Origin of the sequence: Haemophilus parainfluenzae (genome assembly GCF_014931395.1) — a bacterium.
Taxonomy (GTDB): Bacteria; Pseudomonadota; Gammaproteobacteria; order Enterobacterales; family Pasteurellaceae; genus Haemophilus_D.
In genome coordinates, this window is sequence record NZ_CP063120.1 from 704,418 (window position 1) to 730,031 (window position 25,614).

Annotated in this window: 27 protein-coding genes; 10 read left to right on the forward strand and 17 right to left on the reverse strand. The window is 39.5% G+C overall.

From position 1 onward, the window contains the following. Positions 1-37 precede the first annotated feature (37 nt). From zwf to nudE, 5 genes are all read right to left on the reverse strand, one after another. Positions 38-1,519: a glucose-6-phosphate dehydrogenase gene (zwf, locus tag INP94_RS03500; protein WP_049369898.1), complete on the reverse strand. Its 1,482-nt coding sequence runs from the start codon at positions 1,517-1,519 to the stop codon at positions 38-40. Between the two features lie 72 nt (positions 1,520-1,591). After that, positions 1,592-2,398: a 3'(2'),5'-bisphosphate nucleotidase CysQ gene (gene cysQ, locus INP94_RS03505; protein ID WP_197544037.1), complete on the reverse strand. Its 807-nt coding sequence runs from the start codon at positions 2,396-2,398 to the stop codon at positions 1,592-1,594. A 9-nt stretch (positions 2,399-2,407) separates the two neighbouring features. Further along, positions 2,408-2,812, reverse strand: a complete 405-nt coding sequence (locus INP94_RS03510; protein ID WP_197544038.1) for an HI_0559 family membrane protein — start codon at positions 2,810-2,812, stop codon at positions 2,408-2,410. A 50-nt stretch (positions 2,813-2,862) separates the two neighbouring features. Then, entirely contained in the window at positions 2,863-4,863 is a 2,001-nt protein-coding gene (locus INP94_RS03515) for an OPT family oligopeptide transporter (protein WP_197544039.1), read from the reverse strand. A gap of 114 nt (positions 4,864-4,977) precedes the next feature. Further along, positions 4,978-5,526: an ADP compounds hydrolase NudE gene (gene nudE / locus INP94_RS03520; RefSeq protein WP_070776250.1), complete on the reverse strand. Its 549-nt coding sequence runs from the start codon at positions 5,524-5,526 to the stop codon at positions 4,978-4,980. A gap of 64 nt (positions 5,527-5,590) precedes the next feature. On the opposite strand from nudE, the gene hslR reads away from it, so the two are divergent. After that, positions 5,591-5,986: a ribosome-associated heat shock protein Hsp15 gene (gene hslR, locus INP94_RS03525; protein WP_049368084.1), complete on the forward strand. Its 396-nt coding sequence runs from the start codon at positions 5,591-5,593 to the stop codon at positions 5,984-5,986. Positions 5,987-6,035: 49 nt separating this feature from the next. On the opposite strand, the gene INP94_RS03530 is transcribed toward hslR, so the two are convergent. The 4 genes from INP94_RS03530 to aphA all read right to left on the reverse strand — a co-directional run bounded on the left by INP94_RS03530 (position 6,036) and on the right by aphA (position 10,147). After that, entirely contained in the window at positions 6,036-6,854 is an 819-nt protein-coding gene (locus INP94_RS03530) for a DUF4189 domain-containing protein (RefSeq protein ID WP_232087416.1), read from the reverse strand. A 216-nt stretch (positions 6,855-7,070) separates the two neighbouring features. After that, the gene (locus INP94_RS03535; protein ID WP_197544041.1) at positions 7,071-7,628 is read right to left on the reverse strand and encodes a TIGR00645 family protein; all 558 of its coding nucleotides are present in this window, start codon (positions 7,626-7,628) and stop codon (positions 7,071-7,073) included. An 82-nt stretch (positions 7,629-7,710) separates the two neighbouring features. After that, a complete protein-coding gene (locus INP94_RS03540) occupies positions 7,711-9,321 on the reverse strand; it encodes a DNA recombination protein RmuC (RefSeq protein ID WP_197544042.1) in 1,611 nt (536 codons plus the stop codon). A gap of 118 nt (positions 9,322-9,439) precedes the next feature. After that, the gene (gene aphA / locus INP94_RS03545) at positions 9,440-10,147 is read right to left on the reverse strand and encodes an acid phosphatase AphA (protein ID WP_014064597.1); all 708 of its coding nucleotides are present in this window, start codon (positions 10,145-10,147) and stop codon (positions 9,440-9,442) included. 219 nt (positions 10,148-10,366) lie between these two features. Between aphA and hslV the strand changes: the two genes are divergently transcribed. Both hslV and hslU read left to right on the forward strand, forming a co-directional pair. After that, positions 10,367-10,897, forward strand: coding sequence for an ATP-dependent protease subunit HslV (hslV, locus tag INP94_RS03550; protein ID WP_005695137.1), 531 nt, complete (start codon positions 10,367-10,369; stop codon positions 10,895-10,897). Positions 10,898-10,906: 9 nt separating this feature from the next. Further along, positions 10,907-12,241 (forward strand): ATP-dependent protease ATPase subunit HslU, encoded by a 1,335-nt coding sequence (gene hslU, locus INP94_RS03555; protein ID WP_197544043.1) that lies wholly within the window; start codon positions 10,907-10,909, stop codon positions 12,239-12,241. A gap of 183 nt (positions 12,242-12,424) precedes the next feature. Here the strand turns inward: hslU and INP94_RS10925 are convergent, their stop codons facing one another. Continuing rightward, positions 12,425-12,826: a transposase gene (locus INP94_RS10925; protein WP_197544263.1), complete on the reverse strand. Its 402-nt coding sequence runs from the start codon at positions 12,824-12,826 to the stop codon at positions 12,425-12,427. Positions 12,827-12,905: 79 nt separating this feature from the next. Further along, entirely contained in the window at positions 12,906-13,715 is an 810-nt protein-coding gene (locus tag INP94_RS03565) for an amidohydrolase family protein (RefSeq protein ID WP_111387094.1), read from the reverse strand. 137 nt (positions 13,716-13,852) lie between these two features. Here INP94_RS03565 and INP94_RS03570 point away from each other — a divergent pair, with 137 nt between their 5' ends. Beyond that, positions 13,853-14,185 carry a winged helix-turn-helix transcriptional regulator gene (locus tag INP94_RS03570; protein ID WP_197544044.1) on the forward strand — a complete coding sequence of 111 codons (333 nt, stop codon included), beginning with the start codon at positions 13,853-13,855 and terminating at the stop codon, positions 14,183-14,185. Between the two features lie 71 nt (positions 14,186-14,256). Here INP94_RS03570 and slyD read toward each other — a convergent pair whose 3' ends face one another. The 3 genes from slyD to rraB form a co-directional block, all read right to left on the reverse strand. Further along, the gene (gene slyD, locus INP94_RS03575; protein ID WP_197544045.1) at positions 14,257-14,895 is read right to left on the reverse strand and encodes a peptidylprolyl isomerase; all 639 of its coding nucleotides are present in this window, start codon (positions 14,893-14,895) and stop codon (positions 14,257-14,259) included. A gap of 44 nt (positions 14,896-14,939) precedes the next feature. Next, positions 14,940-15,653, reverse strand: a complete 714-nt coding sequence (locus INP94_RS03580) for an SIMPL domain-containing protein (protein ID WP_049373058.1) — start codon at positions 15,651-15,653, stop codon at positions 14,940-14,942. A 62-nt stretch (positions 15,654-15,715) separates the two neighbouring features. Continuing rightward, the gene (gene rraB / locus INP94_RS03585; protein WP_049363970.1) at positions 15,716-16,144 is read right to left on the reverse strand and encodes a ribonuclease E inhibitor RraB; all 429 of its coding nucleotides are present in this window, start codon (positions 16,142-16,144) and stop codon (positions 15,716-15,718) included. Positions 16,145-16,349: 205 nt separating this feature from the next. Between rraB and truD the strand changes: the two genes are divergently transcribed. From truD to proS, 6 genes are all read left to right on the forward strand, one after another. Continuing rightward, the gene (gene truD, locus INP94_RS03590; RefSeq protein ID WP_197544046.1) at positions 16,350-17,372 is read left to right on the forward strand and encodes a tRNA pseudouridine(13) synthase TruD; all 1,023 of its coding nucleotides are present in this window, start codon (positions 16,350-16,352) and stop codon (positions 17,370-17,372) included. Next, on the forward strand, positions 17,372-18,112 hold the full coding sequence (gene surE / locus INP94_RS03595) for a 5'/3'-nucleotidase SurE (protein WP_049364714.1): 741 nt from the start codon (positions 17,372-17,374) through the stop codon (positions 18,110-18,112). The genes truD and surE overlap by 1 nt, the downstream gene beginning before the upstream one ends. Before the next feature lie 51 nt (positions 18,113-18,163). Next, positions 18,164-18,739: a YqaA family protein gene (locus INP94_RS03600; RefSeq protein WP_049376021.1), complete on the forward strand. Its 576-nt coding sequence runs from the start codon at positions 18,164-18,166 to the stop codon at positions 18,737-18,739. 16 nt (positions 18,740-18,755) lie between these two features. After that, complete coding sequence (locus INP94_RS03605) at positions 18,756-18,944, forward strand: hypothetical protein (protein WP_049380765.1); 189 nt, start codon at positions 18,756-18,758, stop codon at positions 18,942-18,944. Between the two features lie 23 nt (positions 18,945-18,967). Next, positions 18,968-20,203, forward strand: a complete 1,236-nt coding sequence (gene nlpD / locus INP94_RS03610; protein ID WP_197544047.1) for a murein hydrolase activator NlpD — start codon at positions 18,968-18,970, stop codon at positions 20,201-20,203. Positions 20,204-20,298: 95 nt separating this feature from the next. Then, positions 20,299-22,014 carry a proline--tRNA ligase gene (proS, locus tag INP94_RS03615; protein ID WP_197544048.1) on the forward strand — a complete coding sequence of 572 codons (1,716 nt, stop codon included), beginning with the start codon at positions 20,299-20,301 and terminating at the stop codon, positions 22,012-22,014. Between the two features lie 108 nt (positions 22,015-22,122). On the opposite strand, the gene INP94_RS03620 is transcribed toward proS, so the two are convergent. From INP94_RS03620 to INP94_RS03630, 3 genes are all read right to left on the reverse strand, one after another. Next, positions 22,123-23,556, reverse strand: a complete 1,434-nt coding sequence (locus tag INP94_RS03620; protein WP_197544049.1) for a surface lipoprotein assembly modifier — start codon at positions 23,554-23,556, stop codon at positions 22,123-22,125. A gap of 65 nt (positions 23,557-23,621) precedes the next feature. Then, the gene (locus INP94_RS03625) at positions 23,622-24,536 is read right to left on the reverse strand and encodes a transferrin-binding protein-like solute binding protein (RefSeq protein ID WP_197544050.1); all 915 of its coding nucleotides are present in this window, start codon (positions 24,534-24,536) and stop codon (positions 23,622-23,624) included. 226 nt (positions 24,537-24,762) lie between these two features. Further along, a complete protein-coding gene (locus INP94_RS03630; RefSeq protein WP_197544051.1) occupies positions 24,763-25,560 on the reverse strand; it encodes a Slam-dependent surface lipoprotein in 798 nt (265 codons plus the stop codon). Positions 25,561-25,614: the final 54 nt, after the last annotated feature.

Genomic DNA, 25,614 nt, shown 5'->3' on the forward strand with positions numbered 1-25,614 from the left:
CTTCTTCTATTTATTGAAGAAGGCGAGATATTGATGACTAAACCTTTTTCTTCATTTTACCGCTTGGTTTACGCCATACGCGACCACTTTTCGCAATGAGTTTTTCGGCTGCAATCGGTCCCCAAGTGCCCGCTTCATATTCGTAGATTCGACCACCAGCTTCTTTGTAATCCAAAATCGGTTGCACAAATTTCCATGCAGCGTGCACCGCATCCGTACGCGCAAAGAGTGTGGCATCGCCCTTCATCGCATCAAGCAATAAGCGTTCATAAGCCGTGAGCACTTGCTCATCGGCTAAATCGGCATAACGGAAATCCATTGAGACTTCTTTGGCTTCAAAGCCCGCACCTGGTTTTTTCAAACCAAAGCGCATTGAAATGGCTTCATCAGGTTGAATACGGATGATCAATTTATTCTCAGGCGCATTTTGACTGAATACCGGATGTGGTGTAGTTTTGAAATGAATCACAATTTCTGTCACACGTGCCGGTAAGCGTTTACCTGTACGCACATAGAAAGGTACGCCAGCCCAACGCCAGTTTTCGATTTCGCAACGTAATGCCATAAAGGTTTCAGTGCGAGAGTTAGCTGGAACGCCTTTTTCCTGTAAATAGCCTTTAACTTCTTTGCCATCAATTTCCGCTGCAGTATATTGACCAAGCACTAAGTTGTGCTCAACGTCATCTTGCGTTAATGGACGTAAAGAATGCATGACTTTGGCCACTTCATCACGCATTGAGTTCGCATTGATGATTGCGGGTGGTTCCATGGCAACCATGGCTAAAACTTGTAATAAGTGGTTTTGGAACATGTCACGCATTGCGCCAGAACCATCATAATAGCCACCACGTTCTTCTACACCAATGGCTTCGGCACCCGTAATTTCGACATAATCAATGTAATTACGGTTCCAAAGTGGTTCGAATAAGCCATTCGAGAAGCGCAAAACAAGCAAGTTTTGTACGGTTTCTTTACCAAGATAATGATCGATACGATAGATCTGATGTTCTTCAAAGAAACGATGAATTTGGACGTCGAGTTCTTGTGCTGTTTTTTCATCGTAACCAAAAGGTTTTTCGACAATAATACGTTTCCAACCGTCTTTTTCTTCGTTTAAACCATGGGCCGCGAGGCATTCTGGAATTACACCATATAAGCTTGGTGGCGTGGACATATAGTAAAGGGTGTTGCCATTTGTTTGATATTTAGTATGTAATTCTTCTAAACGTGGGACTAATTTACCGTAATCCGCAGCATCAGATGTGTTTACCGCTTGGTAATAGAGATGACTACAAAAAGCGTCTAGCGTTTCTGGAGTGGTTTCTTCTGTTTCAAGTAACGCTTCACGCATTTTTTCACGGAAAGTCTCATCGTTTAATTCTGAACGCGCGACACCTAATACAGAAAATTTGTTTAAACGACCAAATTTGAAGAGATTATAAAGTGCTGGAATGAGTTTACGGTGCGTTAAATCACCAGAAGCACCAAAAATTACGATACAATTATTATTTGTTTGCATATTATTCCTTATTGTTCCGAGTAGTGTTTTTAAATAATGCAATATATTACTGCACTTTACCAATCGAACCAATCAATTAAATTGAAAGACAGATGCCCAATTTTGTGTATTATCTGACACCATCACAAAGGGTGGATTAATTAAACTTTCACGCTGATTATAGGTGAGCGGCTGATAGTGCGGATCGAAAATCATCCCATTGATTTCAGCTAATAAAATTTCAGCGCCTGCCGTATCCCATTCACCGGTTTTGCCGAGGCGAACATAGCAATCAACAATTCCTTCTGCAACCAAACCACTTTTCAAACTACTCGAACCCACCACCGTAAATTCACATGCCAAATTCTTCGCCAAAATCGACCGCACTTTTTCTTGTGAGGTGGTGGCGCCTACGGCGATTTTTAACGGTTTTGTAAGATCAATTTTTCTTGGCTGTAAGCGTGTTATCTCTTTATCACTCTGTTTGAATGCGCCGAAACCTTTCATGGCGTAATAGGTGATATTCAAAATAGGGAAGTGAATCACGCCTAGCACAGGTTGGTGGTCTTGCACGAGTGTAATCAATACGGAGAATTGATCGGTGCGATCAATAAATTGCTGCGTGCCATCAAGGGGATCGATTAACCAATAAGTTTGCCAAGTTTGGCGTTGTTTAAAGGGGATATTGCAGTTTTCCTCTGAAAGAACAGGAATGTCAGGGAAAAGTGCGGTCAGTTTTTCGATTAAAAATTGGCTGACAAATAAATCGGCTTCCGTAACGGGGGTGTTATCCGATTTAGTTTGTATTATCACATTCTGTTGGTAAAAATGAGTTAAATGTTTTCCCGCTTCATTAGCGAGTGTGCGGACTTGATCGAGAAGAGATTGAGATAATTGCATGTTTATTTCCTACTTTGATTTCGGTAATAACAAGGAGAGGCAAATTGTCGTATAGATTGCTAGGATGGCAGAGCCCTCTAAGACGAATAATACACGGTCAGTCAGATATTGGGTATTTTGTGCGATGAGAAGATTGCCGATACTCCAATAACAAAAAAGAATGATGAATGAAAAAATGAGGATTTTATTCCACTGATGACGTAGATAGCCGCGGTATTTAGCAAAGTAAGCGTTGATTATCGCTGGCACGGTAAGTGGCCAGAATGTAAGAAAGAAACCAAATAATGCCGCATCGACGTTACCTTCTTTGCAGTAGTCTAGGCCAAAAATGGCATAAGCAATAACGCTACCTATCAACTGAGTAATCAGTGGGAAGATAATCATTGCCTTTAGATAAGGAGATTGCGTTGACACCTTAAGCTCCTAGAAAAATAGGCTATCCGAGGACAGCCTATTTAAATCCATTATTTCGATTTCTTCGCACGTAATACACGAGAAACGAAAATAAAGATACCAAAGATAAATACGGCAAGACCAAGTAACTCGCCAATATTATCCCAGTTTTCTAACGCTAAGGCTAATGGCGCTTCTGAACCACCCGAAGTCACAGATGCTGCAATAATAAAGGCTAAGATAACGCCCATTAAGCTTTCACCCACAATTAAACCTGCCGCGAAGAGTGTGCCGAAACGTTCTGCTTTTTTCTCCACTTCTGTATCGTTAGTGCGTTTTGCGTAGCTCTTAATATTGCGTGTGAGAAGCCATGCCATCACCGCACCGACTACAACCGGCATATTGATTGATGGTGGAAGGTAGATACCAATCCCGACGGCTAATACCGGTAAGGCAAAGCGACTGTTACTGGTTTTACGCATAAATGCATCTACAATAATCAACACAATACCTAAGCCCACACCACTTAAAATATAAGTCCATTCTAATTGGTTCGTAAAAATACCTTTAGAAATGGTGGTCATAATGGTGGCTTGTGGTGCAGAAAGTGCTTGTGCAGGATCCATATCTGGGCGTGGTAATGCGCCAGTGAAACCATAAGCGTGGTATAAAATTTCTAATACTGGTGCAATCACTAATGCACCCACGAAACAACCGATAATTAATGCAACCTGTTGTCTCCAAGGGGTGGCTTCAACTAGAAGACCGGTTTTTAAGTCTTGTAAGTTATCGTTTGAAATAGTCGCGGTGGTTAAAACGATAGATGCCGTGAATAAGGTCAATGCCGTTAAGAATTTTTGACCGTCAGCCGTTTCAAATAAACCACTGCTTTTACCAATGGTTACTAAAACAAGTGAAATCACGATAACAGAAATGATCCCGATACCAGAAATAGGGCTAGAAGATGAGCCTACAAGTCCAGCCATATAACCCGATGCGGCTGCAACGAAGAAGCCGATTAACACCGCGAGTAGCGTACAAACCACCACTAATAATACGGCAAGTTCAGCAGAAATAGGTGCTGCTGCCACAAAGTGATATAAGGAAATCACGATTAACACGACAGTCGCCAATAAAATGTAAATGATGGTTTTTGGTGATAAGTCGATATCAATACGATGTTCTGATTCCTCTTGGGAACCTTTTAACATACGGAAAGAATGAATCATCCCTTCGATCATTGGTTTGAGAAGGATTAATAATGTCCAAATCGCCGCGATACCGATAGTCCCGACACCAATAAAGCGTACTTTGGTTTTCCATTCAGTCATGGCATAGCTCACGATTGACGCATCGGTCGGCATATCCCCAGTTGCGGTGAAATAAGGTACAGCCACACCCCAAGCGAGGAATGTCCCGAATAACATCGCAAGACCGCCTACGATACCAATTAAGTAACCCGCACCCACTAAGGCAAGAGAGAAACCCATCGGTAATTGGAAAACGGCTTTGCCGTTAGAGAACCATGCACTTGCGCTGTCAGACATGACACGTAATGCGTTGGTGAAGAATGCAACGGTTCCTGCAAAAATACCGCCGTAAGCAATATCTTTTACACCACTGTCGCTTTCGCTATTGTTGCCCGCTTTTAAGATTTCAGCCGCTGCCACACCTTCAGGGTAAGGTAAGTCGCTGTTTACTACCATTGCACGACGTAATGGAATGGTAAATAGTACGCCTAGAGTACCACCAGCGGCACAGATAAGCACAGTTTGCCAAAATGGAAATTCTTGCCAGTAACCCATCATTAATAGGCCTGGAAGCACGAAAATAACAGAAGATAATGTCCCCGCTGATGAAGCTTGGGTTTGCACCATGTTATTTTCTAAGATACTGGAATCCTTGAAGAATTTTAAAATTGCCATAGAGATTACGGCAGCTGGAATAGAGGAGGCAAATGTCATCCCCACTTTAAGACCTAAATAAACGTTAGATGCAGTGAAGATCACTGTAATTAACGCGCCAAGGAACATTCCTCGGAAGGTCAATTCTTTTAAATTATCATGCGACATAAATTTTCCTGTTTATTTTGAAAAATGGCGATACATTCTCAAAAAAAGAATATTTATGCAAGTTTTATTTAAAGTTAATCGCTTGCGATTAGAATTTATCTAAATTTATTCGATTTATTTACGTTTTTTCAAAAAATCTCGTAAAGAATAAAGTGCAGCTAGGTTTCTGGCTTCATTAAATTCATCACTGACTAAAAGCGTATCGAGTTGAGATAACGGATAACGCACGATTTCTAATGGTTCAGGCTCATCGCCTTCTAGTTGATTTGGATACAGATCTTCACCTAATAACACGTGCATTTTATGTCCCATAATTTGTGGATTGATTTTCATGGTACGTAAAAATGTCCATTTTTTTGCGCCAAAACCAATTTCTTCCTGCAATTCTCGATTTGCACTTTGTTCGGGCGTTTCTCCCATATCCATTCCACCTTTTACAAAGCCTAACTCATATTGTTCTGTTCCGACCGCGTATTCACGAATGAGGAGTAAATCTTCACCATCAATCGCAATTACCATCACAGAATCTCGATTGAAAGGGCGGAAACGTTCATAAGTGCGGTCAATTCCATTGGAGAATTTGAGTTCAACAGCTTGAATTTCAAACAAGCGGGATTTTGCCACCGTAGAAAGGGAGAGAATGTGTGGAAGTTGTTTTTTCATGATATTAGCCCTATTATCTTATTATTAGCTCATCATACGCAAAGTGAGAGAAATAGGAAGAGTTATGGCTGAAAATAACGAAGTACGGTTAGATAAATGGCTTTGGGCGGCGCGTTTTTATAAAACCCGTAGCATTGCGAAAGCGATGATTGAAGGGGGAAAAGTCCATTACAATGGTCAGCGTGCTAAAGTGAGTAAAAATGTAGAAATTGGGGCGATGATTAAACTCCGTCAAGGCAATGATGAAAAAGAAATTGAAGTGATAGCTTTGAGCGATCAACGTCGTGGCGCCCCTGAGGCCCAATTGCTTTACCAAGAAACGGCGCAGAGTGTGAAAAAACGCGAGGAAATGGCGTGGGCAAGAAAAAATAATGCCCTTTCAATGCCGCATCCTGATCGTCGTCCAAATAAAAAAGAACGTCGAGATTTATTGAAATTTAAACACCAAGATGAGTTTTAGAAGACAAAAGTGCGGTCAAATTTGACCGCACTTTCGAAAATATTATTTACTATTTAAGCACATTACCATCTAATGCTACGTTAAATGGTTTCCCGCCTTTAATTCCTGGCATAATGACCTGAGGGCTATCGAAGTTACAAGTTTTATCTTTAAGCATATCGCACGGTAAGGCACAAAGTGACGGCGCTGGGCTTGGTTCACAAGATGAGCCTCCTTTTGCTTGGCAATTTTCAACCGCCATTTCTTTAGCGTGCTCAGGAATGATGCTATTTCCGAAGTAATCTCTCAAACCGCTACTATCTCTACCACTAGCTAGTCCTAGACACATATTACTTATACCAATCGCTAATTGGCAGTCTTTACCACCATACTCTTGACACTGTTTTAGTGCATCTTGTTTCGCCTGTTCAAGCGTACTATAGGCAGCATCTGAAGCCCACATCATTTTATTAATTTCTGGAGAGCGAGCAATAGCTGCCCATAATCTAGGTTTAATTTTGCGTTTTTTTAGTTCTTCTGGCGTAGCAATTTTTACTGCTTCTTGATATTCACCACAACCAAATTCTTTTTCAATGTCACCAAACCCGGTGGCATCTCTAATAGATGTGATTTTATGGTTTGCATCCGTAAATACATAAGTCCATGTATGGCCACCAGTATAGACTTTTTCTGTTGTCAGAAAGATTGTTCTAGCGTTTCGGCCAACTTCATAGGTTTGTAAATCATAAAGAGCAAGTCGATAAGCGTGAATATAACTTTTTTCATTATCTTTAAAGCATTGATAAGACTCATCAGGTAAACGTTTTCGAGCAAAAAACTCATAGTCTTCTTTACCATGCCAGTATAAGGTGTCTAATGGGTTATACATTGTTGAACAACTTGTTAAAAAGAGCGTGAATGCCGCGAGACAAATTAGCTTAATCTTATGAGATAACATGAGATATATTTCCTTATTAAAAGATAAAGGTACGTGAAAATAATATAGTGATTTACTCAGGTTATCAAATTTTATTGTAAGTATAAAGTGAATATTTTTATAGGTTTAAATAAAAAAGTGCGGTCAATTTTGACCGCACTTTGTGTATTAATGGTTTTTGTGGCTTGTACTGTAGAGAATTTTGTCGGTATAAGCCATCGCAATCGCTGAAATCAAGAAAGAAAAATGAATAATCACTTCCCACATAATCGTTTTTTCAGGAATTTTTGAGGCATTCACAAAGGTTTGCAATAAGTGAATCGAGGAAATGCTGATAATTGACATAGAAAGTTTCACTTTCAGCACAGTCGCATTCACATGGCTCATCCATTCAGGTTGATCAGGATGGTTTTTTGTACGAAGTTTTGAAACAAAAATCTCGTATCCGCCTAATGTCACCATCACCAATAAGTTCGCAATCATCACCACATCAATGAGATTGAGGACGGCGAGCATAATGGTGTCTGCATCCATTTCATTAACATTGGTGATGAGATACCACAAGTTTTTCATAAACTTGTAGGCATAGATGCCTTGCACGACAATTAAACCTAAGTAAATAGGCACTTGTAACCAACGGCTTGCAAAAATTGTTTTGCTTAGAAAACTGGTTTGTTCGTTATATTTTGCACATGGATCCGTGATTTCTTTTTGTTCTGTCGCCATAAAATTCCCCACAAATAAAAAATTCAAATAAAAAAGCGGCAAGAAAATAGCCTCTTTTAAAGAAAAATTCAACAGGTATGCTTTATTTTACCCCGTTCTCGGTAGTGATAAGAGATAGGCGCGTTAAATCCACGTCATTATTGAGCAATTCAACGTTTGGCATGCTCTTGTTAGCTTTCGCTGACAAATCTTTAAAGCGTTCCACTTTCCCCACTAAACCTTGTTGTCCCACAAGGGCAGTGACAGTGCTGTTGTATTGATTGCTCACAGTGGAAAGGGTGTTGCCCAGTTTGTTTAAGCGTTCTGCCACCAAGCAAATCTGGTTGTAAATTTCACCTGCTTTTTCCGCGATTTCTTTAGCCTCAGCATTGCCTCGTTCGATACGCCATAAATTCGCCACAGTACGCAAAATTGGCATAAGGGTCGTGTGCGAAACCATAATCACATTTTTCTCATAGCCATAATTAAACAGACTTGGGTCTAATTTTAAGGCTTCAATATAAGCCGGTTCTACGGCAATGAACATCAAGACAAAATTAGGACTGCGCATGCCAATCAAATTGCTGTAATCCTTGCGGTGCAAGTCATCAATGTGATTTTTCAGGGCTTTAATATGCTCCCTTAGTAAACGCTCACGTTCGAATTCATCCTCAGAATTGACCGCACTTTCGTAAGCATTCAATGACATTTTGCTATCAATGATGATGTTTTTCTCATCGGGCAGATTTAGCACAAAATCAGGATAGTTTCGACCGCCTTGTTCATCTTTAAAATGGGCCTGTGCACTGTAATGCACGTTTTCAATCAAGCCTGCCAACTGAAGCGCGCGCTCAAGTTGTACCTCTCCCCAGTTACCTAGGGTTTTCTTTTCACCTTTTAAAGCCGAAGTTAAATTATTGGCTTCTTGCGACATATTTAAGCCAATTTCCAACACCTTTTTGATTTCCGCTTCTAAACCCGCATTGCCTTTCACCGATTCCGAATGGATTTCATTGACTCGTTTTTGAAAGCCTTCGATTTGTTCACGGAAAGGCTTCAACAAGGTTTCCAATGCGGTTTGATTGGTTTGATTAAAGGATTGGCTTTTTTCTTCCAAAATGCGGTTGGCCAGATTTTGGAATTCCACGCCTAGCTGTTGTTTGGATTGCTCAATATGCTGTTGCTGTTCAGCAAAATGTTTTTCTTTTTCGGAAAGGGTGGTTTTCAACTCCGTTAATTCTTGTGAAAGTGCGGTCAATTTTTCCTGCGTTTTTTGCTGCTCTTGTTCTTTTCTAAGTAGATTTTCTTGCGCTTGTTGTAATTGATCTTGCAAGCTTTCGGCTTGTGCAGATGCTATTCCAAAGCGTTCTTTTAACGCGGTGATTTGCCCGCCAATTTGATCGTGACGAAGTTGTTCTTCATCCAATTCTTTTTCTAAATATTGGATTTTTTCATCACGTTCATTAAGGCGAGTTTGCAAGCCTTCTGAATGGGTTTGTACTTTAACAGCTTGCTGTTCTAGCTGATTTTTGGCCACACTTAAGGAATCAAAACGCTCAGCTAATTGATTGTAATCGCCGATAGTTTTATTGAGGTCTTGTTGTAATTCTTGCGTATCTCGTTTGCTGCGGCTTAATAGAAAAAGCATCACAATGCTAATAAAAAGCAGTACGGCAATGATGATTAAATATTGATTAGACGTGAGTTCTGACATAAATAGGCTCCTAGAAACGCAAAAATTTTAGCATATTCCCAGAAACTTTTTAAAAATTAAGAGGATTTTCACTAGACAAAGAAAGTGCAGTCAAAAATAACCGCACTTTTTAGGAAGATTAGTAGTTTGAGTTAATCAATACTTCTTCACCGTAGCCACCAAGGGTTGGCATCGGTTGGTAAGTTGAGTTTGCTGCACGCATTAAACGAATACCACGAATACCCGCTTCTTTTGCTGCTAGAATATCATCATCACTGTCACCATAGTGAATACTCACTTTGTGCTCAATAATACCCGGTGTTTTGTTATATTTAGTTGGAAGTTTGCGACCGCCCATGAATTCTACAGGGTGCATGTCTTTAATATTAAAGGCTTTTTGTAGCACAGGTGTCACACCATCTTTATCGCCAGCTGTACGACCGGTAATAAAATAAATTTGGTCACCACGTGCTTGGTGCATATTAATTAAATCCACCGCAATTTGTTTTGGAATGGAATATTGGTCACAACCTGCATTCACTTCATTCCAGAAATCTTGATTTTTTAAGTAATCATTTTTACCTGGGGAGTATTTTTCTTGGCCGTGATAGAAACAAGGACTACTGAAAAGTACAGTATCGTCAATGTCGAAGCTCACATTAATGGGTGCTTTGCCTTCCAATTCCTTTTTCAATTGTTCAACAGAGATCCAGTGAATCGGTTTTTGCTCTGTCATTTCACGAGCATTCGTACCTTGTTCAGTGTAAGGTTCTTTGTTTGATGCAAAAGTAGAGACTGCGCTTGCCGCTAAAATTGCAATGGCAGAAAGTTTAAGTAAATTTTTCATGTTTTCCTCATTAAGTAGTTTGTTTTACTTGTAACAAATCATATCCTTTTAAAATATGGGTGTGAAATAATAGCAATCGTTTGCTATTTAAAAAAGTGATCTTTGTCACATTTTTTTGAGATGGTTGTTTAATAAAGCATCAAAGAAAAATTACCCCTTGAATTTGGCTGAATTGAACGCCATATAACGAATAACTTTTCTTAAAAGAAGGATAAAAGAATGACAACAATTGTAAGCGTACGTCGTAATGGCCAAGTGGTTGTTGGAGGCGATGGACAGGTTTCATTAGGCAACACCGTTATGAAAGGGAATGCCCGTAAAGTACGCCGTTTATATAATGGCAAAGTTTTAGCCGGTTTTGCAGGTGGTACAGCCGATGCGTTCACCTTATTTGAATTATTTGAGCGTAAATTAGAAATGCATCAAGGGCATTTGTTAAAAGCCGCTGTAGAATTAGCCAAAGATTGGCGAACTGATCGAGCGTTACGCAAATTAGAAGCAATGTTGATTGTGGCGGATGAAAAAGAAAGTTTAATCATTACCGGTATTGGTGATGTGGTGCAACCAGAGGCCGATCAGATTTTAGCCATTGGTTCTGGCGGTAATTATGCATTATCGGCAGCCCGTGCGTTGGTGGAGAATACTGATTTATCAGCTCGTGAAATTGTGGAAAAATCTTTAAAAATTGCCGGTGATATTTGCGTGTTTACCAATACAAATTTCACTATCGAAGAATTACCGAATAAATAAGGAAAAATTATGTCTGAAATGACCCCTCGTGAAATTGTTTCCGAATTAGATCAACATATTATCGGCCAAAAAGAGGCGAAAAGAGCGGTTGCGATCGCATTACGTAACCGTTGGAGAAGAATGCAGTTGCAAGAACTACTTCGCCATGAAGTCACCCCTAAAAATATTTTAATGATTGGGCCAACGGGTGTGGGTAAAACCGAGATTGCACGTCGTCTTGCAAAATTAGCCAATGCGCCATTCATTAAAGTGGAAGCAACCAAGTTCACCGAAGTGGGCTATGTGGGGAAAGAAGTGGATTCCATTATCCGGGATTTAACGGACAGTGCGATGAAATTGGTTCGCCAACAAGAAATTGCGAAAAATCGTGCGAAAGCCGAAGATGCGGCGGAAGATCGTATTTTAGATGCATTACTACCACCACCGAAAAATCAATGGGGTGAAGTCGAAAACCACGATACCAACAGCAGCACTCGCCAAGCGTTCCGTAAAAAATTACGTGAAGGTCAATTAGACGATAAAGAAATCGAAATTGATGTGTCTGCGGGCGTTTCAATGGGCGTAGAAATCATGGCACCTCCAGGCATGGAAGAAATGACTAATCAGTTGCAATCCATGTTCCAAAGTTTAGGTTCGGATAAAACTAAAAAACGCAAAATGAAAATTAAGGATGCATTAAAAACCTTAATTGACGATGAAGCAGCAAAATTGATCAATCCTGAAGAATTGAAACAAAAAGCCATCGATGCAGTTGAGCAAAATGGTATCGTGTTTATTGATGAGATCGACAAGATCTGTAAAAAAGGCGAATACAGTGGTGCGGATGTTTCTCGTGAAGGTGTGCAACGTGACTTATTGCCATTAGTGGAAGGTTCAACGGTGAATACTAAACATGGGATGGTGAAAACTGATCATATTCTCTTTATTGCATCGGGTGCATTCCAAGTGGCGCGTCCATCGGATTTAATCCCAGAGTTGCAAGGTCGTTTGCCGATTCGTGTTGAATTATCAGCATTAACAGCAGAGGATTTTGAGCGTATTCTAACTGAGCCAAATGCGTCTTTAACAGAGCAATATAAAGCCCTCATGGCAACAGAAGGCGTGAGCATTGAGTTTACACAAGATGCGATTAAGAAAATTGCTGAAGCAGCTTTCCGTGTGAATGAGAAAACAGAGAATATCGGAGCAAGACGTTTACATACCGTTATGGAACGTTTAATGGATAAAATCTCATTTGATGCGAGCGATATGAACGGACAAACCGTGAATATTGATGCGGCCTATGTGATTGAGGCATTAGGCGAAGTGATCGAGAATGAAGATTTAAGTCGATTCATTCTGTAATGAAAGTTTAGATAAAGAAAAAGGGGCTGTAACAGAATGCTGTGAAACCGCATTCTAGTTGCAGTCCCTTTAAAATATAGAAAATACCAAGGCTTTTAAAGTAATACGTTCTTTAAAGCTCTTGGTATTTTTCATTTTTAGGCGCACTTAAATAAGCCCTAGTCAGATTAAAATTTTTTGGATTTAAGCTACTTCTTTAATCTCGAATAAGGTCTTGTTAATTCGGCCAGATTGTATTCTGTTATGTAATTTTGCAAGATTAAATCTCATCGCTCGAATATAGAGCATTTTATGAACATTATCTTTACCGCGATGGTTAAATCGTTTAAATTGAAAGTCCTCTTTAAGTACACCGAAGGTACCTTCCACTTGTATGGAACGTTTAGTCCGTAATTGTATGCCTTCAGCACTTATTAATCGCTTTTGGTTATCTGCCAATAATGCATCATATGCTGGATTCGTTTCAATTTGTTTAGGATTAGATGCATTCCATATTTTGGCATATGGCTGGCATTCTTTACGAAGACCACAGCGAGGGTTGATAGGAACGTGCTGAACTGCACAGTATTCTACGAATATCGATATAGCAAATGCACGAGTAAAACGATGTTCACTGGGGAACCGTAAAAAGTAACATAGGAATTAATTTAATCAAACAGACATATTACAGTAGATTTAATTTGGTAAGCAATTCCATAATATTTTCTCCTAATACTAGATTTGTGATTGTCTTTGATGGACTTAGATATTCTATCATTTGTCGATAGAGAAAGGGGTCACCATATGGTGCATCAGAACTAAATAAGCATCTTTCAGGCAATTCTAATAATGCCATTTTTGTTGCTATAGATGTAAATTGTGCTGATAAATCTAAATATATATTAGGTACTGTTTTTGCTAATTCAATTAATTCCATCCAATTAGTACCGCCTAAATGACCAAAAATGATTGGCACTGTAGGGAATTTTTTACATAAATCTACAAGTGAAAATATCATTTCTTTTGTTACTGGTAGAAATGTATGTATCCAGAGGGGATATATTCTATTGGAGCATACTATTTTCATAATGTCCCCTATTTGTTGTATTTGAGCAATAGTACTAGGTGTAAATTCTCCAAGCCCCATTAAGTGATTTCTACATATTTGTTTGTCAATCCATAATTCTATATCGAATGATGTCATACCTAATGGTATATTTCCAAAACCTAGAAATCTATCAGGGTAATAATTCATTGCTGTGGTTAAATCTTTTATATTATTTTCATATAGTCTTTTCTTTTCTTTCGCATTTATATTTCCATTTAACACGGAATTTAGCATAGAAATTTGTTGTTTTAATTCCTGTAAAGAATGAGCCTGTTCGGGATGAGGAGTTGTAGTAAATAGAATAGCTTTATCAATTTTTGATTGATCCATCAACTCTATTTGATTTTCGGTTGGCAATATTAGGTGTTCGTGACTATCTATAACCATTGTTATTCATCTCCTATTATTTTATTACTAAATATATTATAGTAATAACTGTACGCTTTATTATGATATATAACAAGAAGGCACTTTCTCTATACTACGTATCCTTTAGTATAGTAGGTGTAAAAGAGGGTAGTATTTTGTCGAAAGTAGATTCTATTAATCAAGAATGTCCTATGGAGATTGCTTTAAATCTGTTAAGCGGTAAGTGGAGGTTAAAAATACTGTATTATTTACTAAAGGGAGAGTCAATTCACTTTAATCAATTACAACGATTATTAGGAGATATAACGACAAAAGTGTTGACGGCTCAATTACGTACACTAGAAGAAGCGGGTATTGTATCTAGAGTTGTATATGATGAATCGCCAATTAGAGTTAAATATTCTATGACAGATACAGGTAAAACACTGATTCCACTTATGACCGAATTATGTAATTGGGGGAAGACATACAAAAAAAGCCGACTTTAATAGGCGGCTTTTATCATAATTATTAATTCTTGATATAATTTAGCATCTCAACTTTTATCTCTAGATTAAGATTAGTGACCGCCACAACCACAGCCGCCATGACCGTGTCCGTGATCATGATCGTGGTTATGACCACCGCCACAGCAACCGCCGTGTCCATGATCGTGATCATGGTGGTGATGACCGTGACCGCCGCAACCACAACCGTGACCATCTTCGTCATCATGATGGTGGTGGTGATCATGTGCGCCATGTACGTGACCGTGAGCAATTTCTTCTAATGTTGCTTCACGAGTACCAACAACTTCCACAGTGAAGTGTAATTCTTGACCCGCTAACATGTGGTTACCATCAACTACCACTTCATCGCCATCCACTTCAGTGATCACAACAGGAACTGGGCCGATGTCTGTATCTGCTAAGAAACGCATACCAACCACCACTTCATCAACGCCTTGGAATACATCTTTTGGTACACGTTGAACCATGTTTTCATTGTATTCGCCGTAGCCTTCTTCAGGTTGAACACGCACTTCAAATTTGTCGCCAACTTCTTTACCTTCTAAGGCATTTTCAAGACCAATGATTAAGTTATTGTGGCCTTGTAAATATTCTAATGGTTGATTTGCTGGTGCTTCATCAACTAATACACCGTCTTGAGTACGTACTTGGTAAGCGATACTCACAACCGTATTTTTTGCTACTTTCATAGTGTTTTCCTTATTAAAAAAATCGTCGTTCATTGTATAGAAAATTATTCTTTAAGCAATGCAATTCGCGCATTCACACTGACTTTAATTTTCTCTTTGCCACTTTGAGTGTAAGTTTCATCTTTTTCATCCGAGTAAGAGAAACTTTTTGCCATCATAGCCCCTGCGGCATAAGGGCGAAAATCATTCGCGGAATCATTGGCAGAAGACACGTCAAGGCTTTGTGTGTGATAACCTTTCATCTGCAAAGATTCTTGAATTAATAGGGCTTTATCTTTAACTTTTGCTAAAGCCTCTTTGGTTAATTCATTTTCTAAACTACTTAATTTCTCACGTGAAACAGAGGCACTTACGCGATCAATGGCTAATACGCCATCTAATTCATGTACTAATGTTGATAATGCTTGAGAATCTTTACTTTCTAAGGTTAATTCTGCACGCGCAATCCAGCCTTGTTGTTTGCCTTTATTGTCATAGCGAATCCAGGTATTGCGAGAATTATCTTTAATTTCAACCGCACTTTGTGCTTTTGCCAACTCAATGGCTTTATTCATTTTTTCCGCCATAGTTTTATTGAGTGCGGATAAATCATTGCCTTCCGCTTGGTAAAAAAGGGACACTTGCAATAAATCTCGTTCTACCTCTCTTTCAGCTTCAACACTAAAGCTGACATCCGTTGACTGATGAAATACGGGTTCTGTTGCAAAAGAAGCGATAGGCAAGGCAAGTAATGCTAAAGAAAGCGTTTTGAGTTTCATTGTTTCATTCCTATTTGGGTAAGATAAAAATTAAGGGCGGTTTAATACGCCCTTTGTTATTATTAATGTAAACGTTCGTTGTCGTCTTCGACATCTTCATCGTCAAAAAATTCGCCGTCATCGCCGTATTCATCGTCCTCTGCATTCGGATCTTCAAAATACGTGCCCCAGCCATCATAAATGCCTTTGTATTTTTCCACTAATGGTAAAATTTCTTTTTGTTGTGCATCGATAATTTCAGGTTTTAATTCTACTTCACTGATGATGTCAAAACAGAAAATGACCTTGCCATTTTCATCTTCAAATTCTTCCGCTTCTGACACTTCATAGCCTGCTTTGAAAGCATCCACAGCAATTTTTTCTAATGTATCAAAATCATAATGAGCGATGTGATGTTCGATAATATAAAGGGCATCCGGATCGCTGCCATCATTTAATAAATCCGTAATGATTTCACGGGTTTCTTCTTGTAGTTCGTTAAAGTTCGTCATAAGGCATTCCTTTTGTCAGAAAAAGTGCGGTCATTGTAGGGGATAAAAATGAAAATGTCGCTAAAAATTTATGCTCATTTCAGTTTGCCTTGAGGGGGCGGAAAGGTTAAAATTCTGCGCGGATAAATTGTGCTTAACATGCCCAGCTGATCACGCTATTTATTGCAGCGAAAAAGTTGGGCTTTCTTATTTTAGAACGAAAAAAATGGTCAAACATCTCCCTTATTTCACCTTAAAAACACCGCCAAAATCAACCGCACTTTTAAAGCAAGAGTTCGCTGATTTTATTGTTAAAGAAGATCTTGGCTATGAAATGTCAGGCGAAGGCGAATTTGTGGCGGTAAAAATTCGTAAAACGGATTGTAATACGTTGTTTGTGGGCGAAAAACTTGCCAAGTTTGCGGGTATTTCTGATCGAAATATGGGGTATGCAGGTTTGAAAGATCGTCATGGCATTACAGAGCAATGGTTTTGTTTGCAAATGCCGGGTAAGGAAACGCCAGATTTTAGTCAATTTCAATTGGAAGGTGTCGAGATTTTAGACGTTACTCGCCACAATCGTAAAATTCGTACCGGTAGTCTTCAAGGAAATACCTTCGAGATTTTATTGCGTGGTGCAAAAGAAAGTGATGAGTTAAACGAACGCTTAAATTTTGTGGCGAAATACGGTTTCCCTAACTACTTCACTGAACAACGTTTTGGGCGTGATGGTCATAATCTGACTCAAGCGATTCGTTGGGCGAAAGGGGAGATTAAGGTCAAAGATCGTAAAAAACGCAGTTTTTATCTTTCAGCAGCTCGCAGCGAAATTTTTAATTTAGTTGTAGCAGAACGAATTGAACAAAATGTGGCAGATCAGGTTCTAAGAGACGATATTGTGCAATTAAACGGATCGCACAGTTGGTTCAAGGCTGATGAAAATGAAGATTTAGTGGTCTTACAGCAACGTTTGAACGAACAAGATATTTTGCTCACTGCGCCTTTAATTGGCGAACAAAATTTATCCGCAAGTGCGGTCGAAAATCAAGTGGTTTTGGAACATCAGGTTTTTCAAGAATTAATGAAACAAGAAAGAATGAAAGCCGCTCGCCGTCCTTTATTAATGCAGGCAAAAGATTTTCATTGGACGTTTGTTGAAGAAGGATTGAAGCTCTCATTTTATTTGCCTGCGGGGAGCTATGCCACTGCATTGGTGCGAGAGTTAGTGAATATAAAGGAAGAAGAATAATGCGAATTTTAGTCAGCAATGATGACGGTTTTCACGCCGAAGGGATTCAAGTTTTAGCAAAAGAATTACGCAAAATTGCCGATGTGGTGATCGTTGCACCCGATCGTAATCGTAGCGCAGCATCAAGCTCATTAACGCTTGTTGAGCCGCTTCGTCCGCGTCATTTAGACAGTGGTGATTATTGCGTGAATGGCACACCGGCTGATTGTGTGCATTTGGCATTGAACGGTTTTTTATCTGGACAAGTGGATCTTGTGGTATCGGGTATTAATGCAGGTTGTAACATGGGTGATGATACGATTTATTCAGGTACTTTGGCTGCAGCATTGGAAGGCCGACATTTAGGGTTGCCAGCTATTGCGGTATCTTTAGATGGCCGTTTGCATTATGAAACAGCGGCTCGCGTGGTGTGTGATTTGATTCCGAAATTACATCCTCAATTATTGAATAAACGCGAAGTGATCAATATCAATGTGCCAGATTTGCCTTACGAAGAGCTTAAAGGCATCAAAGTCTGTCATTTAGGTTATCGCTCATCCGCTGCAGAAGTGATTAAACAAGAAGATCCTCGTGGCGAAAATATTTATTGGATTGGCCCGTCAGGCTTGCCAGAATATGATGGTGAAGGTACAGATTTCCATGCGGTAAAAAATGGTTATGTTGCCATTACGCCAATTCAAGCGGATCTTACTGCTCATCAGTCAATTGCTGCTTTACAAGATTGGCTGGAAAGTGAATAATGTGCCGTTTTGAAACGAATTTTCCCTATTGAAGCAATAAAGGATAAGTGAATGAATATTTTTGGTGCGATGTATGATAAAACAATGCAATGGTCAAAACATCGCTTTGCCGTGTTTTGGTTATCCTTTGTGAGTTTTATTGAGGCCATTTTTTTCCCTGTTCCACCGGATGTGATGTTGATTCCGATGTCAATGTCAAAACCGAAAAGTGCATTTCGTTTTGCACTTTATACTACGATTGCTTCGGTTGTCGGTGGAATGATTGGTTATGCTATTGGTTACTATGCCTTTGATTGGGTTCAAGGTTATATTCAACAATGGGGCTACCAAGCTGCTTGGGAACAGGCCATGGCGTGGTTTAAAGAATGGGGCGTGTTAGTGGTCTTTGTTGCCGGTTTTAGTCCTATTCCTTATAAAGTTTTCACGATTTGTGCCGGTGTGATGCAAATGGCGTTTATTCCATTTGTGATTACCGCATTTGTATCGCGTTTTGCTCGTTTCATTTTAGTCGCAAAACTGGCCGCATGGGGCGGAGAGAAATTCGCCGCGAAATTACGTAAATCTATTGAAATCATTGGTTGGAGTGTGGTCGCTCTGGCTGTGATTGCTTATCTTATTTTAAAATAACAGGATGACCTTTTTTATGAATAAATTACTCTTAATTATCTCGAGTGCATTGCTGATTTCAGCTTGTGCAGGAGAACCACAAAAACAAGATCCCGACGCATTACCTAATGGTATTATGCAACCCGTAGAAGGAACGGGAGCGGTTGCCGGTGGTAGCTTTATGCCGGAAATTGAAAAGAATTCGATGCCAAATCAAATGAAATAAATTTAATGTTAAAGGAAGAATAAATGAAAAAATCGTTTTTATTGCTCCCTGTGAGTATCGCTATTTTAACAGCTTGTAGTTCAAATAGCCCTGCGCCAATTGAAAATGTAGATGGCACACTTTCTCCGGGCGTAATGCAGCCTGTTGATAATAATTCGAGCGGTACATGGCAGCCAGAAATCCAACAAAATACCATGCCAAGTACAATGGGCAATAGCGTGCCAACGGGCACTCAAACACCACAACCAAGTTTTCAACCAACTTATCAACCGGTTCAACAACCTGCTGCAGCACAGCCTAAACCAACGCCAGCTCCAGCACCGGTTCAACCACAGACTAAAACCGTAACCAAAACGGTTTCAGATTGCACCAGCTCTGGCGCAATCAACGTGCCGCGTAATCCAAATACCAATGCGCCGGATTACAGCCAAATTCAAAAAGGTTCATACAAAGGAAATACCTATAAAGTAAACAAAGGCGATACCATGTTCCTAATCGCTTACTTGACCGGTATGGACGTGAAAGATTTAGCGAGCATGAACAATATGAAAGAGCCTTATAGCTTAAGTGTGGGCCAAACGTTAAAAATTTCAAATTGTTCAACTAAAACGGTTACCACGACTGTACCAGTGAAAACGACGGCACCAACTGCACCAACAGCTCCAGCTGAACCAGAAGTGACTTATACACCAGGTGCGAATGGTACGCAAATTGGCTCTGATGGTACGGTAATTGGTCCAATTAAAGCTGGTGTCGCAACTGGTGGTACATCAACCCCAGCGTTTACCAACAATACACCGAGTACGCCAGTGACAACGACGACAACACAAGTGGAAACCACAAACAATACACCAGTTAATGCGAACGTTGTGGCACCAGTGGCATCGAATGTGGCATGGCAATGGCCAACCCAAGGCAATGTGATCCAAGGCTTCTCTAATACCGATGGAGGTAACAAAGGGATCGATATCAGCGGTTCTCGCGGACAAGCGGTTAAAGCTGCCGCGAGCGGTCGTGTTGTGTATGCGGGTAACGCATTACGTGGCTACGGTAACTTAATCATCATCAAACATAATGATGATTTCTTAAGTGCTTATGCACACAACGACAAGATCCTTGTGAGCGATCAACAAGAAGTGAAAGCGGGTCAAGAGATTGCGAAAATGGGTAGCACTGGAACCAATGCTGTGAAACTTCACTTTGAGATCCGTTATAAAGGTAAATCTGTCGATCCAGTTAGATACTTACCGAGAAGATAATCTTTTCTCAGAAAAAAGTGCGGTTAAAAATGACCGCACTTTTTGTTATACTCTCACCAATTTTTTCTCAATGCTTAGAATCTAAGGTTAATTCAATGCGTACAAGTCAATATTTATTCTCAACATTAAAAGAAACTCCGGCTGAAGCGGCCATTGTAAGCCATCAATTAATGCTTCGTGCGGGGATGATTCGCCCTCTTGCTTCAGGTCTTTATAACTGGATGCCAACAGGCTGGCGTGTGCTCCGTAAAGTAGAAAAAATCATTCGTGAAGAAATGGATAAAAGCGGTGCACTTGAAATCAAAATGCCAGTCGTGCAACCAGCAGAATTATGGGAAGAATCAGGTCGTTGGGAACAATATGGTCCAGAATTACTTCGTTTTGAGGATCGCGGAAACCGTAACTTTGTATTAGGTCCAACACATGAAGAAGTGATTACGGATTTAGTTCGTCGCGAAGTGTCATCATACAAGCAACTTCCGATCAATTTATACCAAATTCAGACCAAATTCCGTGATGAAGTGCGTCCTCGTTTCGGTGTCATGCGTTCACGTGAATTTATCATGAAAGATGCGTATTCTTTCCATGCGGATCATGCGAGCTTACAACAAACTTATGATGTGATGTACCAGACTTATAGCAATATTTTCAATCGCTTAGGTTTAGATTTCCGTGCCGTACAAGCGGATACCGGTTCTATCGGTGGTAGTGCATCACATGAATTCCAAGTGTTAGCAAACAGCGGTGAAGATGATGTGATTTTCTCTACGGAATCTGATTACGCTGCAAACATTGAATTAGCGGAAGCGGTGGCAATTGGTGAGCGCGCCGCACCAACGAAAGCGATGGAATTAGTTGATACGCCAAATGCAAAAACAATTGCAGAGTTGGTGGAACAATTCAATTTGCCAATTGAGAAAACGGTTAAAACCTTGATTGTAAAAGGTGCAAGCGAAGATCAACCGTTAGTGGCATTAGTGATTCGTGGTGACCATGAATTAAATGAAATTAAAGCAGAAAAATTACCAGAAGTGGCTTCACCATTTGAGTTTGCGGATGAAGCTGTTATCAAAGCTAAAATTGGTGCGGGTGTCGGTTCATTAGGCCCTGTTAATCTCAATATTCCTGTGATTGTTGACCGTTCAGTGGCATTAGTGTCTGATTTCAGTGCGGGGGCAAACATTGATGGTAAACATTACTTCAATATCAACTGGGAGCGTGATGTAGCGTTACCAAAAGTGGCGGATATTCGTAACGTAGTTGAAGGTGACCCAAGCCCAGATGGTAAAGGTACCTTATTGATTAAACGTGGTATCGAAGTAGGCCACATTTTCCAATTAGGTAAAAAATACTCAGAAGCGATGAATGCGACTGTTCAAGGTGAAGATGGTCGTCCAATGGTCGTAACCATGGGATGTTACGGTATTGGTGTAACGCGTGTGGTCGCGGCAGCGATTGAACAGCATTTTGACGAGCGCGGTATTGTATGGCCAACAGATGAAATTGCGCCATTCACCGTAGCTGTCGTGCCAATGAATATGCACAAATCTGAAAGCGTTAAACAATATGCGGAAGAATTGTACCGCACTTTACAAGCACAAGGCGTTGAAGTGATCTTTGATGACCGCAAAGAACGCCCAGGTGTGATGTTTGCGGACATGGAACTTATCGGTGTCCCACACATGGTGGTGATTGGTGAGAAAAATCTCGCAAACGGCGAAATCGAATACAAAAATCGCCGCACCGGTGAAAAACAAATGATTGCAAAAGATCAGTTGTTAGATTTCTTGAAAGGGCAAATTAAAGCTTAGCCAAAAGTTAAAATTCATGGCATAGCTTTAATGGCTATGCCAAGGATGTATTTAATTTATAATAAACAAAACGGTTGTTGAGTTTGTCTCAGCAACCGTTTTTTGTGGTTAAAATGTTTTACTCATTTCTAAGAATACACGATTTTTATCGTAACCATAGAAAGGATGATTACTTTTCACTTTTTGATAAGACCATGTAATCTTAGGCGTAATTCCCCAGAAATAGAGATCGCGATGCCATAATGTTAACGTTGAAGCATATTCTCTATTTTTCTGACGAATGTTAAAGAAATCAGCCGCTTGATAATGACGTTTAGCATATGAAAGCGTGACTCGGCTTGATATTCCCCATGGCCATTCTTGTCCCCAACCAAGGCGTCCACCTGCTCGTTGGTAGGCGTTATCTTTGTCTCGAGTATTTTCACGAGAATAATCTACCCCAGCAAACCAATGTTGTCCGCTTTTCGGAACATAGAGTAATGTGTTGGAAAATAAATAATTGTTGCCGTTTAAATGTTTTCGCCAATCATAGCGTTGTTCGCCATATTCCAAAGCAGATGAAATTTGCCAACGAGGATTAAGCCAGTAACTAATATCAAAACGTACGCCTGAGTTTTTAGAGTATTGTTTGAGTGCATCGCTACCACTTGAGCCACCACTATACCAACGTTTCTCGGTAAATGGTGTTAAGGATAGTTCTAGGTGAGAAGTTTGATAACCTAATCCCCAACCTAAACGCGCATTTAATTCGTTATATTTTTTGTTATTCCAGTAGTATTTACCTTGTCCATCAAAGCCTAATTTGGTGAAAAAGTTATTTGCGAGAGACCATTTTTTCTCAACGCCTAATGAATAAGAAAGCCCTTGTGCACTTTCTTTGCGCCAAGCTTGCCAGTTACCAATATGAGTACCTGCTCTGGGCGCATTGTTGATATTGCTTTCATTGAGGAAACTTACACCACCATAAAATTTCCATTGATCGCGTTGATTTAATGCAGATAAATATTGATCAATAATGGCAGCCATTTCAGGCGTCATTTGCTCCGCACGTAATTTTTGGAACTGATCTTTTGCTGCTTCATTATCGTTATTTAAAAAGAGCGCTTGAGCAAGTTGATAACGTAATGGCAAACTATCAGAGTATTGGGTGAATAGGGTACGATAACGTTGCGCAGCCTCACTATAGTTGCCTTTATGACGGGCATCAATAGCTTCAGCCCAGCTCAATAGCACAGGATCCTTTTTAGGGAGTTCTCGATATAAAGGTAATAAAAGTGAAACAGCTTCCTCGTTATTTTGTAAGACAGAAGGAATCATTCCACGTACGATTAAATCAGGATGACGAGCTAGCTCTTCTTTAGTCATCGAGACTGAGCCTTCATTATTTGTCTTCGGTTGGATCGCAGGTGCTTGAAGCTTTGGTGCAGCAACCTGAATATTTTTGTCTAAGGTGTCATTTTTCGATTGTGCTACCTCGGCATTTGCCCACTGAGCACATATCATGCTTAATACTGTATATAAAAAAGTTTTTGTAAATTTCATTTGTTATCAAAAGAGAAATAAAGCAAGCTCAAGGCTTGCTTTATTCATATTAGGATTAAAATTAATTATTGTTTTTTAGCACCGAATACGCCAAGGTAAGAGGCTTTTTCATTTACATAGCTACCAGCTAACTCACTAGCGTTATTTCCGTAGAAACGACCTACAGCTTCTGTACCTTCAGCAGTTTTACCGTTAAATTGGTTACCATCAATTTTCGCAGAAAGTTTAACCTCGTTGATATTGCCAAATGCTTTTCCATCATCTGGAGTAATAGAGCCTTCAAATGACTTATCAGCAAAATTTACATTAAATTTTGCGTTACTTAAGCGATACGTATCAATAGCTGAACCACTATCTGCATAACCGTGTACACCTTGTCCAACATAGGTAGCGCTACCGCTAGTTGGCATGTCGGTTGTAGGATTGATACCGTAAGAGACTAAGTAATAATTATTTAAGCCATCCTCTGTAATTAATCCCCAACGTACATTTTTATATAATGAACCGTTAACTATGCGGGTAATATTGTTGGCAGTGATGTTGAGAACCTTTCCAGCCCCCATCCCTTCAGGAATTATATTAATACTTTTACCTTCAACATCTAGCACATAAAGATTTGGATTGCCAGAAATGGATGCTGTTTGAATAGTTCCACCTTTTTTAGGTATGATGAAGCTAGCATGTTTATCTGTGAGTGCTCGATTAGTATTACCACTCTGAGCATTAGGGGTTGATGGTTTAGCCACATTTTCAGCTGGAGTAGATTGGCTTGATGCTGTCTGATTGTTTGTAGATGTAGTAGTATTTGGTTGCTGAGTCGTATTATTGGCAGTAGTGCTTGGCTGACTTTGCTTAGTCGGATTGGTTGAAGCTGGAACATCTGGGGCATCACTACCACCACCGCTGCTACCACATGCTGATAATACTAAAGCTGCTAATGCAGTTGTACCAAATTTTAAAACATGATTTAAAGAAGACATACTAATATTCCTTATTTAAACAGTAGAAGTAAAATACCTTTTAGAAGATATCCTGCGAAGACTATCATTTCAATTTTAATTTGTCTATAAAGTTATTTATAAGTGTATTAATTGTGAGATAAATTACAATATTATTTAAGTTATATTTTTGTAAATTTATTAGTCATGTCAAAAGGGAAACAAAGCAAGCATAAGGCTTGCTTTATCATATCAGGGTTAAAACTCATTATTGTTTTTGTGCGCCAAATGCAGCAGCCCAATTGTTATCATTAGCTTCGGCTAAACCAGCAAGTTGTTTTGCTTGTTCTCCATAAAACTTACCTTCTACACTTGCTACTGACGATGGTAATAAAGAGGTATTTGCATATCCATTAAAACTGTTACCTGAAATAGAGGCATTAATATTTACATATTGAATGTCGTTGATACCTAATGAACCGCTTAATGATTTATTACCAAAATCAACACTAAATTGAGAGTTACCAATATGGTAGTCGTCCTCATCCGATTCAGTGATATCTATTGCAAGGATAGATTGACCAGAATAAGAAGCGCTACCGCTTGTTGGCATATTAAGAGTTGGGTTACCGTTATAGAATAAATAAAATTTGCCATTGTCATCTAAGCTATCGTTAATACCGAAACGAATATCAGAATAACGTCCACAGCATACATCTATACGTCTGTCATTGGCAGTAGTCTTAGTCCACCCCCCCGCTGAAATGTTTGGAAATCCAATTTCTAGATTGATTCCCTCAACATTGATGCTCGTTGTATTATAGCCATTGATTGTTACCCGACGAAAGGAACCATTATCATCGATAAATGCAGTACCTGTTTTTTTATTGGCTTGTTGTTGAACTACATTGTTATTAACAAGAGTATTTGATTGATTTAATTCATTGTTATTTACGGGTGAGCTATCTTGATTATCACCGCCACCACCGCTACTACCACAAGCAGATAATACTAAAGCGGTTAATATAGTGGTACCAAATTTAAAAACATGATTTAAAGAGAGCATAATAATATTCCTTATTTAAAAAGTAGAAGTAAAACAACTTAGAGGCTACCATTT

Excerpts from the sequence above, each read along its gene's own strand:
- zwf (WP_049369898.1), bottom strand. The coding sequence starts at position 1,519 with ATGCAAACAAATAATAATTGTATCGTAATTTTTGGTGCTTCTGGTGAT.
- cysQ (WP_197544037.1), bottom strand. The coding sequence starts at position 2,398 with ATGCAATTATCTCAATCTCTTCTCGATCAAGTCCGCACACTCGCTAAT.
- INP94_RS03515 (WP_197544039.1), bottom strand. The coding sequence starts at position 4,863 with ATGTCGCATGATAATTTAAAAGAATTGACCTTCCGAGGAATGTTCCTT.
- nudE (WP_070776250.1), bottom strand. The coding sequence starts at position 5,526 with ATGAAAAAACAACTTCCACACATTCTCTCCCTTTCTACGGTGGCAAAA.
- hslR (WP_049368084.1), top strand. The coding sequence starts at position 5,591 with ATGGCTGAAAATAACGAAGTACGGTTAGATAAATGGCTTTGGGCGGCG.
- INP94_RS03530 (WP_232087416.1), bottom strand. The coding sequence starts at position 6,854 with ATGTATAACCCATTAGACACCTTATACTGGCATGGTAAAGAAGACTAT.
- INP94_RS03535 (WP_197544041.1), bottom strand. The coding sequence starts at position 7,628 with ATGGCGACAGAACAAAAAGAAATCACGGATCCATGTGCAAAATATAAC.
- INP94_RS03540 (WP_197544042.1), bottom strand. The coding sequence starts at position 9,321 with ATGTCAGAACTCACGTCTAATCAATATTTAATCATCATTGCCGTACTG.
- aphA (WP_014064597.1), bottom strand. The coding sequence starts at position 10,147 with ATGAAAAATTTACTTAAACTTTCTGCCATTGCAATTTTAGCGGCAAGC.
- hslV (WP_005695137.1), top strand. The coding sequence starts at position 10,367 with ATGACAACAATTGTAAGCGTACGTCGTAATGGCCAAGTGGTTGTTGGA.
- hslU (WP_197544043.1), top strand. The coding sequence starts at position 10,907 with ATGTCTGAAATGACCCCTCGTGAAATTGTTTCCGAATTAGATCAACAT.
- INP94_RS03565 (WP_111387094.1), bottom strand. The coding sequence starts at position 13,715 with ATGGTTATAGATAGTCACGAACACCTAATATTGCCAACCGAAAATCAA.
- slyD (WP_197544045.1), bottom strand. The coding sequence starts at position 14,895 with ATGAAAGTAGCAAAAAATACGGTTGTGAGTATCGCTTACCAAGTACGT.
- INP94_RS03580 (WP_049373058.1), bottom strand. The coding sequence starts at position 15,653 with ATGAAACTCAAAACGCTTTCTTTAGCATTACTTGCCTTGCCTATCGCT.
- rraB (WP_049363970.1), bottom strand. The coding sequence starts at position 16,144 with ATGACGAACTTTAACGAACTACAAGAAGAAACCCGTGAAATCATTACG.
- truD (WP_197544046.1), top strand. The coding sequence starts at position 16,350 with ATGGTCAAACATCTCCCTTATTTCACCTTAAAAACACCGCCAAAATCA.
- surE (WP_049364714.1), top strand. The coding sequence starts at position 17,372 with ATGCGAATTTTAGTCAGCAATGATGACGGTTTTCACGCCGAAGGGATT.
- INP94_RS03600 (WP_049376021.1), top strand. The coding sequence starts at position 18,164 with ATGAATATTTTTGGTGCGATGTATGATAAAACAATGCAATGGTCAAAA.
- INP94_RS03605 (WP_049380765.1), top strand. The coding sequence starts at position 18,756 with ATGAATAAATTACTCTTAATTATCTCGAGTGCATTGCTGATTTCAGCT.
- nlpD (WP_197544047.1), top strand. The coding sequence starts at position 18,968 with ATGAAAAAATCGTTTTTATTGCTCCCTGTGAGTATCGCTATTTTAACA.
- proS (WP_197544048.1), top strand. The coding sequence starts at position 20,299 with ATGCGTACAAGTCAATATTTATTCTCAACATTAAAAGAAACTCCGGCT.
- INP94_RS03620 (WP_197544049.1), bottom strand. The coding sequence starts at position 23,556 with ATGAAATTTACAAAAACTTTTTTATATACAGTATTAAGCATGATATGT.
- INP94_RS03625 (WP_197544050.1), bottom strand. The coding sequence starts at position 24,536 with ATGTCTTCTTTAAATCATGTTTTAAAATTTGGTACAACTGCATTAGCA.
- INP94_RS03630 (WP_197544051.1), bottom strand. The coding sequence starts at position 25,560 with ATGCTCTCTTTAAATCATGTTTTTAAATTTGGTACCACTATATTAACC.